Origin of the sequence: Fictibacillus sp. NRS-1165, assembly GCF_050468105.1 — a bacterium.
Lineage (GTDB): Bacteria > Bacillota > Bacilli > Bacillales > Fictibacillaceae > Fictibacillus_C > Fictibacillus_C terrinigri.
The window spans coordinates 1-15,756 of the sequence record NZ_JBDPNU010000005.1 but is presented as its reverse complement, the minus strand read 5'-3'; the positions used below and the strand labels follow the sequence as shown (position 1 = coordinate 15,756).

11 protein-coding genes, 16 tRNA genes and 1 rRNA gene are annotated in these 15,756 nt (G+C 44.4%); 1 reads left to right on the top strand and 27 read right to left on the bottom strand.

Annotated elements, in window-relative coordinates; genetic code table 11:
* Positions 1-97 precede the first annotated feature (97 nt).
* From yhbH to queG, 8 genes are all read right to left on the bottom strand, one after another.
* Positions 98-1,264: a sporulation protein YhbH gene (gene yhbH, locus ABHN01_RS02230; protein WP_429874200.1), complete on the bottom strand. Its 1,167-nt coding sequence runs from the start codon at positions 1,262-1,264 to the stop codon at positions 98-100.
* A 460-nt stretch (positions 1,265-1,724) separates the two neighbouring features.
* Positions 1,725-1,907: a hypothetical protein gene (locus ABHN01_RS02225; RefSeq protein ID WP_429874199.1), complete on the bottom strand. Its 183-nt coding sequence runs from the start codon at positions 1,905-1,907 to the stop codon at positions 1,725-1,727.
* Positions 1,908-1,956: 49 nt separating this feature from the next.
* Positions 1,957-2,514 (bottom strand): signal peptidase I, encoded by a 558-nt coding sequence (gene lepB, locus ABHN01_RS02220; RefSeq protein ID WP_290401918.1) that lies wholly within the window; start codon positions 2,512-2,514, stop codon positions 1,957-1,959.
* Positions 2,515-2,691: 177 nt separating this feature from the next.
* Positions 2,692-4,587 (bottom strand): PrkA family serine protein kinase, encoded by a 1,896-nt coding sequence (locus tag ABHN01_RS02215; RefSeq protein ID WP_429874198.1) that lies wholly within the window; start codon positions 4,585-4,587, stop codon positions 2,692-2,694.
* A 432-nt stretch (positions 4,588-5,019) separates the two neighbouring features.
* Complete coding sequence (trmL, locus tag ABHN01_RS02210; protein WP_429874197.1) at positions 5,020-5,493, bottom strand: tRNA (uridine(34)/cytosine(34)/5-carboxymethylaminomethyluridine(34)-2'-O)-methyltransferase TrmL; 474 nt, start codon at positions 5,491-5,493, stop codon at positions 5,020-5,022.
* 73 nt (positions 5,494-5,566) lie between these two features.
* Complete coding sequence (locus ABHN01_RS02205; protein ID WP_429874196.1) at positions 5,567-6,454, bottom strand: amidase domain-containing protein; 888 nt, start codon at positions 6,452-6,454, stop codon at positions 5,567-5,569.
* Between the two features lie 79 nt (positions 6,455-6,533).
* The gene (locus tag ABHN01_RS02200; RefSeq protein WP_290401922.1) at positions 6,534-7,073 is read right to left on the bottom strand and encodes a methylated-DNA--[protein]-cysteine S-methyltransferase; all 540 of its coding nucleotides are present in this window, start codon (positions 7,071-7,073) and stop codon (positions 6,534-6,536) included.
* Between the two features lie 63 nt (positions 7,074-7,136).
* Positions 7,137-8,282: a tRNA epoxyqueuosine(34) reductase QueG gene (queG, locus tag ABHN01_RS02195; RefSeq protein WP_290401923.1), complete on the bottom strand. Its 1,146-nt coding sequence runs from the start codon at positions 8,280-8,282 to the stop codon at positions 7,137-7,139.
* 83 nt (positions 8,283-8,365) lie between these two features.
* Here queG and ABHN01_RS02190 point away from each other — a divergent pair, with 83 nt between their 5' ends.
* Entirely contained in the window at positions 8,366-9,028 is a 663-nt protein-coding gene (locus ABHN01_RS02190; RefSeq protein ID WP_429874195.1) for a B3/B4 domain-containing protein, read from the top strand.
* A 112-nt stretch (positions 9,029-9,140) separates the two neighbouring features.
* Here ABHN01_RS02190 and ABHN01_RS02185 read toward each other — a convergent pair whose 3' ends face one another.
* From ABHN01_RS02185 to rrf, 19 genes are all read right to left on the bottom strand, one after another.
* A complete protein-coding gene (locus tag ABHN01_RS02185; RefSeq protein ID WP_429874194.1) occupies positions 9,141-11,753 on the bottom strand; it encodes a YhgE/Pip domain-containing protein in 2,613 nt (870 codons plus the stop codon).
* A gap of 218 nt (positions 11,754-11,971) precedes the next feature.
* Positions 11,972-13,606, bottom strand: a complete 1,635-nt coding sequence (locus ABHN01_RS02180; protein ID WP_289475795.1) for an APC family permease — start codon at positions 13,604-13,606, stop codon at positions 11,972-11,974.
* Positions 13,607-13,953: 347 nt separating this feature from the next.
* A tRNA-Leu gene (locus ABHN01_RS02175) sits at positions 13,954-14,038 on the bottom strand.
* A gap of 42 nt (positions 14,039-14,080) precedes the next feature.
* Positions 14,081-14,166, bottom strand: a tRNA-Leu gene (locus ABHN01_RS02170).
* An 18-nt stretch (positions 14,167-14,184) separates the two neighbouring features.
* A tRNA-Cys gene (locus ABHN01_RS02165) sits at positions 14,185-14,259 on the bottom strand.
* Between the two features lie 17 nt (positions 14,260-14,276).
* Positions 14,277-14,351: transfer RNA gene (locus tag ABHN01_RS02160), tRNA-Gly, on the bottom strand.
* 5 nt (positions 14,352-14,356) lie between these two features.
* Positions 14,357-14,431: transfer RNA gene (locus ABHN01_RS02155), tRNA-Gln, on the bottom strand.
* 6 nt (positions 14,432-14,437) lie between these two features.
* Positions 14,438-14,513 (bottom strand) — tRNA-His (locus tag ABHN01_RS02150).
* 4 nt (positions 14,514-14,517) lie between these two features.
* Positions 14,518-14,591, bottom strand: a tRNA-Trp gene (locus ABHN01_RS02145).
* A 29-nt stretch (positions 14,592-14,620) separates the two neighbouring features.
* Positions 14,621-14,704: transfer RNA gene (locus ABHN01_RS02140), tRNA-Tyr, on the bottom strand.
* A 77-nt stretch (positions 14,705-14,781) separates the two neighbouring features.
* Positions 14,782-14,857, bottom strand: a tRNA-Thr gene (locus ABHN01_RS02135).
* A 7-nt stretch (positions 14,858-14,864) separates the two neighbouring features.
* Positions 14,865-14,940, bottom strand: a tRNA-Phe gene (locus ABHN01_RS02130).
* A gap of 4 nt (positions 14,941-14,944) precedes the next feature.
* Positions 14,945-15,020, bottom strand: a tRNA-Asp gene (locus tag ABHN01_RS02125).
* Positions 15,021-15,024: 4 nt separating this feature from the next.
* Positions 15,025-15,101, bottom strand: a tRNA-Met gene (locus tag ABHN01_RS02120).
* Positions 15,102-15,178: 77 nt separating this feature from the next.
* A tRNA-Val gene (locus ABHN01_RS02115) sits at positions 15,179-15,254 on the bottom strand.
* 23 nt (positions 15,255-15,277) lie between these two features.
* Positions 15,278-15,352: transfer RNA gene (locus tag ABHN01_RS02110), tRNA-Glu, on the bottom strand.
* Positions 15,353-15,368: 16 nt separating this feature from the next.
* Positions 15,369-15,460: transfer RNA gene (locus ABHN01_RS02105), tRNA-Ser, on the bottom strand.
* 6 nt (positions 15,461-15,466) lie between these two features.
* Positions 15,467-15,541 (bottom strand) — tRNA-Asn (locus tag ABHN01_RS02100).
* A 9-nt stretch (positions 15,542-15,550) separates the two neighbouring features.
* Positions 15,551-15,666: ribosomal RNA gene (gene rrf, locus ABHN01_RS02095) — 5S ribosomal RNA — on the bottom strand.
* Between the last annotated feature and the right edge of the window lie 90 nt (positions 15,667-15,756).

Here is a 15,756-nt window from a genome sequence, read left to right as displayed (position 1 = left end):
CTGTCCCCTCCCATTTGGTTATGAATTAGTTATATGTAACTTTCCTTCATAATAAAAGAAAACCCATTATCCAATACATGGATAATGGGCCCCTCTGCTATTTTACTTCTTCTCTTTTCCTGAAGAAGCTCTTCATGGAATGATACACATCCGCTTTTTCCTTTAGAATATAATAATTAAATTTAGGATCTGTGATGCTTTTATACACACTCATTAACGTTGAATGCCGGTTATAAGCGTTAACCTCGCCATACCCAAACATATTGCTGTGTGCCATGATCTCCTGCACCAGCTTAACGCAGCGGGCATTGTCGCTTGTCAGATTATCCCCGTCTGAAAAATGAAAAGGATAAATATTAAAACGGGATGGTGAATACTTGGTTTCAATTAATTCCAATGCTTTTCGGTAGGCAGAGGAACAAATTGTTCCACCGCTCTCTCCTTTAGAGAAGAAATCCTCTTCTGATACCACTTTGGCTTCAGTGTGATGAGCAATAAATTCGATTTCCACCGTTTCATATCTCGACCGCAGGAATCGTGTCATCCAAAAGAAAAAGCTCCTGGCCATGTATTTTTCCCATATTCCCATGGATCCTGATGTATCCATCATGGCCAGGACCACGGCTTTTGATTCCGGCTTCACCACTTCATTCCATGTTTTAAACCGCAGGTCATCGTTATAGATAGGCGCGATGGCTGGTTTTCCTTTAAGGGCATTTCGTTTAAATGCGGTAAGTATGGTGCGTTTCTTATCTACGTTCCCCATTAGGCCGGTCTTGCGGATATCATTGAACTCAACTTTTTCAAGAACGATATTGTCCTGTTCTTTTTGTTTTAAATTCGGCAATTCCAGCTCTTTAAACAAGAATTCCTGAAGCTCGGCAAGTGAAACCTCTGCTTCGGAATAATCCGAACCCGGCTTGTCGCCTGCCTGGCCTTTACCTTTTCCTGCACCAGCCTGGCTTCCATTCCCATCACGCGCTACCACATCTCCTACCTGGCTGTCTCCGTCTCCCTGCCCTACATGCTTGTTCTTTTCATAATTGTAGCGAATTTTGTATTCGTCCAATGAACGAATCGGTATTTTAATAACATCTCGCCCATTGGATAAAATAATGTTTTCTTCGCTGATCAAATCGGGCAGGTTGTTTTTTATGGCTTCCTGTACCTTTTCCATATGCCTCTGGTGATCCTGATAGCCTTTGCGGTGGAGGGACCAGTTCTCTTGAGAAACGGCAAAATTATTTTTAGCTTCCTCGCTCATCATTTCCCCTCCTTCTTTTTTAATTGGCTCATTGTTTTATTTGAATGAAATCAGATCAATTGATAAAAGAACCACCCACTTTTGAATAGAAAAAGGGTTGGTTACTTTATCCTATGCAGTACAAGGTGAGAATTGCTAAGTAATTGACACATTTTTCAATCAATTGAGATAAGCGTATGTTTGCGGGCGTTTTACGCCTCAGGAACCTTTTCTATGGGACAGCGGTTGTGGCAGCGCGAAAAAGTCTGCATCTTAAGATCGGTTCAATTAGCAGCAAATTCGGTTCAATTATTTCGAATATGATTCAATTAATTTCCGATTTGGTTCAATTATTTCGATTTTGGGTCAATAATTTTCGGAGCCGCACAAAAAAAGCATCGATGACTCAGCCATAATGATTGAGGACAGGGATAATTTATAGATAAATAAAAAAACCTGTTTCGGTTACCCGAAACAGGTCTTACTGATGATTTTTATTTTTATGATGTTCATACTGAGCAGGATCAGGAGTCTTGCCGCTTTTCTCAACATTATCATTCGTCGACATCTTCTCCATTACCCTTCCATGTTCCTTCATTTCTTTAAAGTTTGGAGTCATCGAGCTGTTTTTTGGTTTTTCTGTATAGTCCTGTTCTCTGGACATAGAACATCACCTCTTCCTGCACAATTCCCTTATTCCTGTGGGACTAAACTTATTTAATCACTTCAAGCTCTTTTACAGGCCAGTAACGGAGATTTACTTCACCAACGATCTTTTTCATATCGACCAAGCCGATATGGCGGCTGTCAATACTGTGCAGCCGGTTATCTCCCATCACAAAGACTTTTCCTTTAGGAATGACTTTTTGCCCGGTGACTTCTTCCAGCGTAAAGTCACCTGTCAGATTTCCGCTCGTAATATTCTTCTTATACTGATTTAAATAGGGCTCATCGATTTGTTTGCCATTTATATAGAGATTATCGTTTTGATAGGCGATCCTCTCACCCGGCATTCCGATCACTCGCTTAATATAATCCTCTTTCGCATTCGCATGAAAAACAATTAAATCAAACCGCTTGGGCTTTCCAAGATTGTAGCCTAATTTATTTACAATCAGCCGGTTTCCATTTTCAATGGTCGGCATCATTGATTCTCCATAAACAACGTACTGCTCGAATAAAAATTTCTTTATCAGCAACGCTAGTATGAGTGCTATTCCAATGGCTTTTATCCAATCCCATAATTGGCTTTTATCTTCCCCGGAACTCATCCTCTCACTTCCTTTTTGTTAGCGTTTAGTATCAATTTACCACTATAGTTTATCATAATACAAGGTATTCTCTTTCTTGGTCCCATTTATTCTTTTATTATGAAGATAATCTTTGACTTTCCTTAACATTCGCTAAAAAAAAACGCATCCTATGAAATCATAGGGATGCGTTTTTTTTTAGCGGTTTAAAAGGCTGCCTACATACCTTAGGAGTTCGTTCGCTGATGTCGTATTATACCCATGCTCTTGGACGAGGCGGGCGATGACTTCATTCACCTTTTTAAGCTGTGCTTCATCAGGAGTCTTAGAAGAAGTCGTAATTTTAACGACATCTTTCAGATCTGCAAACAGTTTCTTCTGGATCGCTTCTCTTAAGCGTTCGTGTGAATTGTAATCAAATTTCTTTCCTTTTCTCGCATAAGCGGAAATTCGGATTAAGATTTCTTCCCTGAATGCTTTTTTCGCATTTTCAGAGATTCCAATCTGCTCCTCAATGGAACGCATCAATTTTTCGTCCGGGCTCATTTCTTCACCAGTAAGAGGGTCTCTGAGCTTATTTTTATTGCAGTAAGCCTCTACATTATCGAGGTAGTTATCCATCAGTGTTTTTGCAGATTCTTCATAAGAATAAACAAAAGCCTTCTGCACTTCCTTCTTCGCGATCTCATCGTACTCTTTCCGCGCCAGAGAGATAAAATTAATATAACGCTCTTTATCCTCCTTAGTGATGGAAGCATGATGGTCGAGACCATCCTTCATAGAGCGGAGAACATCGAGTGCATTGATCGATGGTATGTCTTTGCGAATAATGGCAGATGAGATCCTGTTAATGACGTAACGAGGGTCGATTCCGCTCATTCCTTCGTCCGAAAATTCCTTTTGCAGCTCTTCGAGATCGATATGGTTGTAGCCTTCCACGATTTCTCCATCGTACAGCCTCATTTTCTTGATCAGATCCATGCCCTGCTTTTTTGAATCCTTCAAGCGGGTCAATATCGAGAAAATCGCTGCCACTCTTAAAGCATGAGGAGCAATGTGGACATGGGACATATCACTGTCTTTAATCATCTTTCCATAGATGCGTTCTTCTTCAGACACTCTCAAGTTATATGGTACTCCCATAACGATGATCCTCGAGTGCAGCGCTTCGTTCTTTTTATTGGCGATGAATGAGCGGTATTCCGATTCATTCGTATGAGCGACAATCAATTCATCAGCAGAGATCAGCGCGAATCTTCCCGCTTTAAAATTGCCTTCCTGAGTCAGAGATAATAAATGCCAGAGGAATTTTTCATCACACTTCAGCATTTCCTGAAACTCCATCATCCCCCGGTTCGCCTTATTCAACTCTCCGTCAAAACGGTATGCGCGGGGGTCTGATTCTGATCCGAACTCTGCAATTGTTGAAAAATCAATACTTCCTGTTAAATCAGCAATATCCTGTGATTTTGGATCGGATGGGCTGAATGTTCCAATCCCTGTTCTTTTATCTTCAGAAAAAAAGATTCGTTCAACCATGACATCTTCAATACAATTATCGTACTCTTTTTCAAGCCTCATCGTGTTTAAAGGCGACAGGCTTCCTTCGATCTTGATACCATAATCTTCAAAAAAATCCCCGCGCAGATGATGAGGGATTAAATGCAATGGATCCTCATGCATCGGGCAGCCTTTGATGGCGTACACGGCTCCTGCGTCTGTTTTCGAATATTTCTCCAGACCTCGTTTCAGCATGGTAACAATCGTGGATTTCCCCCCGGAAACAGGCCCCATCAGTAAAAGTATCCTTTTTCGAACGTCCAACCGTTTAGCTGCGGGATGAAAATACTCCTCTACCAGCCTTTCGATTGAATCCTCAAGCCCAAAAATCTGGTTGTTGAAAAAGTTATACCTTTTGGCTCCGTTCACTTCCTCTATTCCAGCATCTTTAATCATATTATAGACTCGGGAATGAGCGGACTGAGCGACATAAGGGCGTTCCTTTAAAATCTCAAGGTATTCTCCGAAGGTACCTTCCCAGGCAAGACGCCTCTCCTCTTCACGGTGCAATTGGATTTTACTTAAAATATCCATGTGTACCCCCTTGCGTAGTGTTTGCATCCTTCGTTTGTTAATCTACTTTATGCGAGGATGTCCCCAATCATTCAAGTTGTTTTTTTGTTTTTCCGATAGAAGAACTTTGTGGTTACGCATCAAAAATGAAAGTGGTTGTAGTATTGTTTATGTATACCGGGGCTGGATTAGTCTTGATATTTTACAGCTTGTTTTTCAGTCAAGTTTGCCGTTGTGCGATAACAGCGGTTTCGCTATAATAAAGAAAGGATATGGAAAATTGCACCCAAAGGAGGAGATCGCATGAGTTTTATCCTCATACTAGGAGTTATGCTCGCGTTCTTAACCGCCATTTTCACTGCGGGATACAATGATAGTCCCGGAACGAAATAAAACGGTACATATAAAAAAACGCCCATTTTCAAGGGCGTTTTTTTATATGCTTAACCCACATTAACCCAATGAAGGGAATTCCTGCTGCCTCAACGCTTCATAAATTAAAATCGCAGCAGTATTGGAAAGGTTCAAAGAACGGATGTTATTATTCATCGGAAGCCTGAAACACCGTTCTGCATTTGCCTCGAGCAGTTCCGGAGGCAGTCCTGTCGTCTCACGGCCAAATACAAAAAAGTGATCACGTGACAGCTCGGTGTAATTCATATCAGTGTAGCGCTGTTTTCCGAACTTGGTAATATAGTAAAACAATCCTTCTGGAAAACGATCGAACAGCTCCTCCAGAGAATCATAATAATGAACATCAACGTGTTCCCAGTAATCCAAGCCAGCCCTCTTCAGCTGTTTATCATCCGTTGAAAAACCAAGCGGACGGATCAAATGCAGAGATGTCCCTGTTCCTGCACACGTACGGGCAATATTTCCAGTATTGGCCGGAATCAGGGGCTGATAAAGTACGACATGTAAACCCAAAACTCTCACCTCGAATGCTTATTCCTCCATTATTATAGCACTTTTACCGGAATATAGCCCCAAGGTGCTTATTTTACACAATATGAAAAAACTTATATTTGATCTGCGGTGTGTAGGCGGTAGAGTCCTCGTACTTCCAGAATCTCATCCGGCTGTCTGTGGAGTGCGCATTCACAAGCGGCTCTCCCGAAGAATCTTTAGCTACCACGATCGTTGTATGCTGCCAGTGCCCGTCGCCGTCAAAATCATAGCAGATCACGTCACCTGGAATGAGCTGGCTCGCAGAAGACTTCTCTCTTGCCTGGAGCTGTGATTTGGATCCGCTCAAATACCATCTCATCGCATTGGCCACCGTCCAGCTGTAGCTCCAATCATGATGCTTAAACCACCAGCCCTTGGACCGGGTTCCATGGTGGACCATGGGGATGCCTCCTCCTGCGTGAAGGCACTGGGAAATATAGTTTGTACAATCGACATCGAAAGACTTAAATGCAGGATTATACGTGTTCCACCATCTTTCCGCATACCTTACTGCCGCCAGCCGGTCATATTTGTGTTTTCGAAGAACAGCCGGCTCTGTCTCTCTGTCAATTTTCACCTTCTCTTTATGCTGCCCCTCAGGTTTAAGCACTTTATCAGTGATCAGCTGATCCTCCTTAAATACCGCTCTCCTCTCCTGTGTCCACTCCTCAACATAAAAATCATACCCATGCCTGATCAAATTACTGAAATGAAGAATATAATCGACCTGGTGAAGATCATCAAAGCTGGAATGCCGCAGGACCTGCGCTTCCACATTATTATTGACCAATACGGCATTCCTCTCATGCAATGCCTGCTTTTTTCGAGCAAAACTCTCCCTTTCCTCCAACGGCAAACAGACACTATCGGTCCAGTTTTCATTGACCATCCAATCCGTCAGGCGCTGTATATAGAATTTCAGCTGCTCCAGCCAGTTCATAGGCCACCCCCGTGTTGCAAAATTAACGTACTATCAGCATATGAAACAGGGACAAAAAAAAAGAACCGTTTAAAACGGTTCACGAAGTCTTTGGTATAAAGTTCTGAAGTTCAATGTTCAGCAGAAGTTCTTTTTTATCCAATCCGCCGCCATATCCGACAAGCGCACCATTGCTGCCAACCACCCTGTGGCAAGGAATAATGATCGGGACTGGGTTTTTGTTATTGGCACTGCCTACAGCTCTCACGGCTTTTGGCGCACCGATTCCTTGTGCGATATCCTTATAGGAGCATGTCGCGCCATAAGGAATCCCCTTTAATTCCTCCCAAACCTTAATTTGAAAGGGAGTGCCATACAGGTCTAACGGAATAGAAAATTCCTGCAGTGTACCATTGAAGTAGCTCTCGAGCTGGTCAACGATCGGCTGCAGCTGTCCTGGTGAATGAGTCAGTTCCCCCTTAAGGTAGTTCTTCGACATCCAGGATTGAAGGGATGGTAAATTTTCTTCAAGGCTCCCAAAATCAATCCGGCAAACGCCATTTTCGGTTGCAATAATAGTCAGGAGGCCAATCGGGCTTTTCATTTCCTCATAAGAGAATAATGTTTTTATATTACACATAAAAATCCCTTCTTTTATTTTCTTGATGTTTTCTATACTAACGGACATGTTCTCGCGATGCGATTAGTAAATTCCGTGATTTTGAAGCATATTCAGTCCTTTATCGATTTCTGACGCCACATTCCCGTCTTTTTCTCGTTCTTTCGCAGCATTAAGCTGTTCTCTTGCTATCCTTCCGCCGATTTTACCTAACGCCCAAGCAGCAGTTCCGCGGATGACAGGGCGGGGGTCTTCATTCATCAACTGGGCCAGGTCCTCAGAGGCGGATTCATCTTTGAAATGAGCAAGAGCAAGGATCGCATTGCGCTGGATCGGTTTTTTCCCTCTCCATGAGCCGGACACTTGGCCGAACCGCTCCTTAAATTCACGGTTGCTCATATGAAGGATCGGCTTTAATAAAGGTTTCGCAATCTCAGGATCCGGTTCCATCTCCTCATGAAGATGGAAATCCTTCCCCTTATTTTTGGGGCATACCGTCTGGCACGTATCACAACCATATAGACGATTTCCTATTTTCTCACGGTATTGATCAGGAAGAAAATCCTTGGTCTGTGTTAAGAAGGCAATACACTTATTGGAGTCCAGCTGCCCTCCCTGCACAAGTGCTCCGGTCGGGCATGCGTCAATACAGATCGTGCAGTCTCCGCACTGATCAGTAATCGGGGTGTCTGGCGGGAGATGTAAGGTAGTTATCAACTCCCCTAGATATACATAGGAGCCAAACTCCGGGGTGATCGTGGCACAATTCTTCGCACTCCATCCGATTCCTGCACGCTCGGCGACAGCACGATCGGACAATTCCCCCGTATCGACCATCGACTTTACCTTCGCTTCCGGGACTTTCTCTTTGATGAAGTCCTCTAACAGACGCAGTTTCTCTCTCAGGATGAAGTGGTAATCCACTCCCCAGGAGGCCCGGCAAAAAATGCCTCTTCTTGCCCCCCTGACACTGCGCGGAGCATTTTTCATTTTAGAAGGGTAAGCTAGAGCGATGGATATGATCGAATGTGCCTCTTCCATCAAAAGCCGCGGATTCGTTCTCTTTTCGATGTCCTTTTCTTCAAATCCCGATTGATAACCGAGCGTTTGCTGCTGAACCAGCCTTTCTTTCAAATCGGCAAAAACATTGGCAGAAGCAAATCCAATTTTGTCGATACCAATTGATTTACTATATGCAATGAGTTCTTCTTTTAACTGGGCGCCTGTCATAACTGAACCTCCTTTCTCCATAAAGGATTTCTTGATCTATGGTAAACTAGCTATAAAATACGATAAAAAGTAAGGTGATCTGTATGATAAATATAGCAAAGGACATTAAACAGCTTGTCCCTTCTTTTAAATTGGGAGCAATACTATATCATGATATCGTGATTGGAGAATCACCGCAAATGCTAAAGGGCAGATTCCAATTATTTCTTGAATCTCTGAAATTGGACGCCCAGCAGCTCAGTGTCTCTGACCACCCCGGCGTTCAGGAATGGAGAAAAACTTTCAAAGCGCTAGCAATGGATCCCTCAAGATACCGGCCTTCTGCAGAAGCTCTGCTTCGAAGAGTATATAGCGGCAAAGACATAGGGATGATCAATTCGGCCGTCGATGTGAACAACTTCTTTTCTCTTCAATATGGTGTACCTATAGGCATATATAATGCAGGCCCACTGACCGGTGACATTGAAGTGAGGCTGGGAAAAGCAGAAGATCAATATGAAGGGTTAAACGGCCGTTTAATGAACATGGAGGCCAAATTGCTCTCTTCTGATGCATCCGGCCCTTTCGGCAGTCCCATCGTTGACTCCAAACGCACGATGACGCACGATAATGTCACAAGCGCCCTTCAGATCGTTTATCTTCGCCCGTCCATGTCAACGAAGGAAGCCGGGAAACTGTTGGCGGCCATCGAAAAAATGTTTATTCAAATACATGGAGGTTCTTCTGAATCATTTATTATTCAATAAAAAAAAAGCGCAGTACTTCATTTAAAACGAAGTACTGCGCTAAAACCTACAACTGCCTTGATTCAATATAGTCCCAATCACCGAATAATATGACAACCTGTTATATTATTTTTTATGCTTGGATTTTAGCTGTGTCCTCCCGCGACAAACGTCTGCCTCTGCTGACTAAGATGACAGCAAACGCCAGAAGAGCAAAAGCGCCCAGATAGATAAACAGAACACTCGCATTAAACAGAGCCGTACCTGGCGCATCAAGAGCAAGCAGCGCCTTAAATCCGGCGATGCTATACGTAAATGGAAGAAATTCGCTCAAAGCCCGCATATTTGGCGGGAGCATATCGATTGGCAAATTCGCTCCTGTAATGGAAAGCTGAAGAACGACAAACGCCAATCCAAGAAACCGGCCAATCATTCCGAGTGCTGCAAAGAAACTAACGATCGCAGAAAATACTATGCTGACAAAAATAGCAAACAGTACAAAGCCTGCCGGGTTTTCAACATTTACAGCTAAAATCATGACTACTAGGGAAAGCAGCAAAGCCTGAGCAATTGCAAGAACGGATAGATTCATTAACTTTGCGCCAAACCAGGCGGCTGCAGATACCTCTTCCGGCCTTTTGAAGTTCATGAACATGGACATGATCAAAATTCCTGTAAACAAGGCGAGTGTTAAAACATACGGTGCGGTAGAATCACGATAATGAGCAAATTTGAACACCTTGTCACTTTTCAGCTGCACTGGAGAAGCAAACATGTTGAAGTTTTTGTCTTCCGGCGTTTTCAGGCTGCTTGTTTTTGCGGCCCCATCTTTCAATCCCGAAGCCAGCTCGCCTGAACCATCATTCAGTTTTTCTGCACCATCATTTAGCCTGGTGACACCCGAAGTTAAATCCCCCCATCCTTTTTCCACTATTGAATTGCCGTCACTCACTTGAACCGTTCCTGAATGGATCTTGTCCGCCCCTGCTGTGAGGACTTTCCAGCCCTTATCAACGTCCGCGTTTCCACGGCTCACCTGTCCAGAACCATTATTAAGTTTACTCGTACCATCAATAAGCTTTTTCCAGCCATTATTGACCTCGTCATTACCGGCGGATAGAAGCCATGCGCCTGAGTCGAGCCTTCTAACTCCATCCGTCATTGAACTCCAGCCTTCATTCACGGATTGGTTGCCAGCTGCGATTTGTGCCGTGCCAGCATGAAGATCACCAACTTTAGTCACCATGGTGTTCCATCCCGCGGCAATTTGCGCTGTGCCATCTTTTAGCTGTGGTGCTTTCTCGTTCAGTTCGCCCACACCGTTGTCGATGACGGACTGTCCTGCCACCAGTTTATCAAGCCCTGCAGTCACTGCACCTTCTTTACTAAAAGCACTGGCAATAGTTGCTGACCCATCCTTGAGTGCGCCAAGCTGCTTTATATTATCAGGATCATTCGCATTTTGAGAAAGTACTTGGCCTGTCCCAACTATTTTCATAAAATTAGGATCATTCCTCAAATCAGGATGTGCCTCAAGGTAGCTGTTTAGAGCTGAAGAAAGGCCTTGAAGCCCAGCTCCAAGAGCTTGTGCATTTTCCGCTGCTTTCGCCACTCCTCCAGCCACTGCCTGAGTTCCCGGCCGAAGCTCTGAATTCACTTTGTTTTGCAAATTTTTTAAACCGCCAAGCACTCCTTCTGTACCTTGTTTAAGTGCCGGCATTTTGTCATTAAGCACCTTTGCCCCAGCTGCCAGCTCTTCAACACCTTGCTGCTTCTTTTTAAGTGTAAGCAGCAGCAGGCCTGTCCCTTCATTAGCTTTTTCCGAACCTACTGCTAATTTTGCAATATCTCCAGACCCAGCTTTTAAAGAAGACAAGAGTTCATTTGTCCCGTCCTTTAAATCATGTGATCCAGACGACAAACGCTTAATATCCCCCTGCTTGCCGGTCAAGTTTTGAAGCACTTGGCCTAATCCATTGTTTACCTGTGCCGCTCCATTGGCTAATTTCTTGATATCATTCTGTTTTCCGGAGAGGGACTGATAAATCTTCCCGGTTCCTTTTTCAAGCTCTCTGGTCCCTGCAGCAAGCCTGGATATATCGCCGGATTTTTTTGTAAGCGATTCCAAAAGTGTGCCGGTTCCTTTGTGTAATTCAGATGTGCCTCCGTTCAGCTTTTCTGAGCCATCAGCAGCGGTCTGAAAACCGTCCGACACATCTTGCAGGCTCGCAAACATAGTGTTCACGTATTTCTCTGTAATCCGGTCTGCGAGCCTTTCCCGGATCTGTTCGGTGGCACTCTTTGTAACCTGTGCGGCCATGAAGTTCAAACCTTCATTCTGCACATACTTCAGTTCTGGTTTTTGAGGATCTGTTGAAAGAACAGTCGTTACCCTCTTGGAGAAATCCTTGGGGATTTCAATGACCATGTAATACTTTAAACTCTTCATCCCGCTTTTTGCCTCGTCGGAGTCAACAAATTTCCAACCGAGGTTTTTTCCTTTTTCCAGATCAGCGACTAAATCCTTTCCTGCATTGATCGTCTCTCCATCTGAATCCGCTCCCTGATCATTGTTAACGACTGCTACAGGCAGATTAGACAGGTTGTCATACGGTCCCCACCTCGGAGATAAGAGTATCCCCCCGTACACAACCGGGACAAGCAAGGCAATTATGACTGATACCAGCAGCCCTTTTTTCGCTGCCAAACCAGCCATCTCCGCCTTGAACAAACTAAAGACTTTCATCCGCTACTCCCCCATGCTTTAGAATAAAATACAGGTGAAGATGAATGACCATTCACCTATATTAGCCTATGTATTCTAATAAATGACAAAAGAATCCTTTCTTTTTATATCTGAAAATTAAAAATATTTATAATTTTCCCGGCAAACGGATAACTCGATGTTTTAAAAAGCATAAAAAAAGAAGTGCACCATTTATGCACTTCTTTTTACCGTAATAGTTAACCTACTTCTTCCCCAGATTCGTTCCCGCGTTTCGTCATTTCTTTAACTCTAACTTGCTCATTCAGTTTAGCTGCTTCGTCTAAATACTCGGTTTGAATCCCGCTTTTTACAGCCCAATAATAAAACACAAGGGCTAAGCATGCAATGAGAACCATATCCCAGCCAAATGGAATGATGTTGGCTCCTCCAAATTTTTCACTTCCCAGGTAGGAGATAAACATCATGCAGATTAAGTAAACAACCATCCAGAGTCCTGCCAGGAAATTGGTTTTGAAACCTTTCCATTTCTTTCTCGCCTGATAATAAAAGTAAATCGGAAGGCCAATCAAAATAAAGAATAGCACCTGTCCAGTCAGCGGCCATCTTGCCCAATACAGCGTTAAAGAGGCAAAGACGAACCCGCATGGTGCGATGATGCTTAGTGCTTTAACACGTAATGGACGATATAGATTCCTGCCTGTCCGTCTTAATGTCATGACGGTAACTGGGCCGGTGATATAAGAGATAAGGGTTGCTACTGAAATTACTTCTGCTAGTACCCCCCAGCCTCTAAAGACAAACAGAAACAGAAAACATACAGCAAGGTTTAAATACATAGCAGGACGAGGCACACGGTAAAAAGGGTGAACCTTTCCAAACACTTCTGGTAAATATCCGTTCTTTTCCATTCCGTAGATCATTCTCGCTGTGGTGGCGGTATACGTAGTTCCTGTGCCGGAAGGAGAAATGAATGCATCACAATAAAGTAAAATGACAAGCCAGTTAATGCCCAGTGCAATGGCCAAATCGGCAAATGGCGAATTGAAATTTAAATGATGCCAGCCTTTAGCAATCGTGGCAGGACTGACAGCCCCGATAAAGGCCACTTGCAATAAAATGTAGATAACGGTTGCGATCAGAACAGACCCTACAACTGAAAATGGAATAGTGCGGCCGGGATTCCTTGCCTCGCCCGCCATATTAATGGGGCTTTGGAAACCGTTGAACGCGAATACAATCCCTGAAGTAGCTACGGCAGTTAGTACACTTGCCCATCCATAAGGGGCAACACTGTGCCCGGATGTAAAGTTCTCCCCATGAAATCCTACGAAAAGAAGCGCTCCAACCGTGAGTCCAGGAATAACAATTTTAAAAATTGTTATCAGGTTATTTGCTTTGGCAAACAGGCTGACTGCCCAATAGTTCAAAAAAAAGTAAATCAGCATCAATACTGAAGCGATAACCAATCCTTTCCCGGTAAGGGTGCCTTCCGTCACTAACGTGTGCGTCCACCTTGCCCATTTCCACGGCCATGAACTCATATATTGCACAGAGGCGATTGCTTCAACAGGAATAACAGAAACAATGGCAATCCAATTGGACCAGGCTGCAAGAAATCCTACAAACGATCCATGAGAATACTGTGTGTATTTCACCATACCTCCGGCTTCAGGAAACATGGCGCCTAATTCAATATAAGAAAGCGCTATAAATAAAATAACGATCATGCCGATGATCCAGGAAAAAACAGCGGCTGGACCGGCGATTTGTGCAGCTCTCCATGCCCCAAATAACCAGCCGGATCCAATGATCGATCCGAGCCCGACCATAGTCAGGGCAAAAGTTCCCATCTTTCGTTGCAAATCACTCATTCATGAAACTCCCTTCCAAAACTGTCCGTTTAAAGATAATATTCCTTTGTCGTTACTGTGAATCCCATAGAGGAATACTGAATATGATTACCGACAGCCTTCTATCTACAAATTTCGCCTTTTTTTTACATTTGTTTAGGGTAGAGCACATAATTGGCAAAGTGTTCATTCTTTCGTGAACAATTTGAGAGTGGAATAGTATTAGGGGCCAAATGCACGTCTATTAGTATGCGATAATGTAATGGAGAAAAAACGTATATCTCTGCGTACTGAAAAGTATAAAGAAAAAAAAACGTTCCTTGCATTGTGCAAGGAACGTCTATATTTAACGTTATTATGTTATGTATTGGTACCGGTGGTCGGGGTCGAACCGACACTCCCAAGGGAACACGATTTTGAGTCGTGCGCGTCTGCCAATTCCGCCACACCGGCATGCAAATAAATCTTTAGGCAGTTTAAATTATAAAAATATGATGCCGAGGGCCGGACTCGAACCGGCACGGTAGTCACCTACCGCAGGATTTTAAGTCCTGTGTGTCTGCCAATTCCACCACCCCGGCGCTGGGGGAATTATGTAGTGGAGGCGGCAACCGGATTCGAACCGGTGGATAAGGGTTTTGCAGACCCTGGCCTTACCACTTGGCTATGCCGCCATAACAGATCATATGAATGGAGCGGAAGACGGGATTCGAACCCGCGACCCCAACCTTGGCAAGGTTGTATTCTACCACTGAACTACTTCCGCATATATGGCTGGGCTAGCAGGATTCGAACCTACGAGTGACGGAGTCAAAGTCCGTTGCCTTACCACTTGGCTATAGCCCAATCATATGGGGCGACCGATGGGAATCGAACCCACGAATGCCGGAACCACAATCCGGTGCGTTAACCACTTCGCCACGATCGCCATATGGCAGGGGCAGTAGGAATCGAACCCACACCAAAGGTTTTGGAGACCTTCGTTCTACCGTTAAACTATGCCCCTGAATCAGTTAATGTGCAATAAAAATTAGATGGTGGAGGGGGACGGATTCGAACCGCCGAACCCAAAGGAGCGGATTTACAGTCCGCCGCGTTTAGCCACTTCGCTACCCCTCCATGAGAGACAAAATCTATTTTAATACAGATTCATCTATTCTTCAAGAAGTAATTTCTTACAGTTCTAAAAAGAAAAGTGGTGCCGGCTAGAGGACTTGAACCCCCAACCTACTGATTACAAGTCAGTTGCTCTACCAATTGAGCTAAACCGGCATAAAAATGGTGGCTCGAGACGGAATCGAACCGCCGACACGAGGATTTTCAGTCCTCTGCTCTACCGACTGAGCTATCGAGCCAAAATGGCGGACCCGACCGGGGTCGAACCGGCGATCTCCTGCGTGACAGGCAGGCATGTTAACCACTACACCACGAGTCCATTTTGGTTGCGGGGACAGGATTTGAACCTGCGACCTTTGGGTTATGAGCCCAACGAGCTACCAGACTGCTCCACCCCGCGATGATATTTAGCTTACGGACGATATGCCCGAATATAAGACTGTTCTTCCTCTACAAGAGAGAAAAGATAAGTATTAATGGTGGAGGATGACGGGTTCGAACCGCCGACCCCCTGCTTGTAAGGCAGGTGCTCTCCCAGCTGAGCTAATCCTCCAAAGAAGTGATTTATGTATTAAATGGTGACCCGTACGGGATTCGAACCCGTGTTACCGCCGTGAAAGGGCGGTGTCTTAACCGCTTGACCAACGGGCCATATGTTGAAAAGTTATGGCGGAGAGCAAGGGATTTGAACCCTTGATACGGCTTTAACCGTATACACGATTTCCAATCGTGCTCCTTCGGCCACTCGGACAGCTCTCCAAAATATGGCTCCACAGGTAGGACTCGAACCTACGACCGATCGGTTAACAGCCGATAGCTCTACCACTGAGCTACTGTGGAATAATGTAAGCCTGGCAACGTCCTACTCTTACAGGGGGAAGCCCCCAACTACCATCGGCGCTGAAGAGCTTAACTTCCGTGTTCGGTATGGGAACGGGTGTGACCTCTTCGCTATCGCCACCAGACTATGCCGGTTTGTGATCAACGGCAATCTTCTTCGTCAGCTTCACTCCTCCTCTTCCTCATGTACGTCTAGGTACACTCCGGAGAGTCGT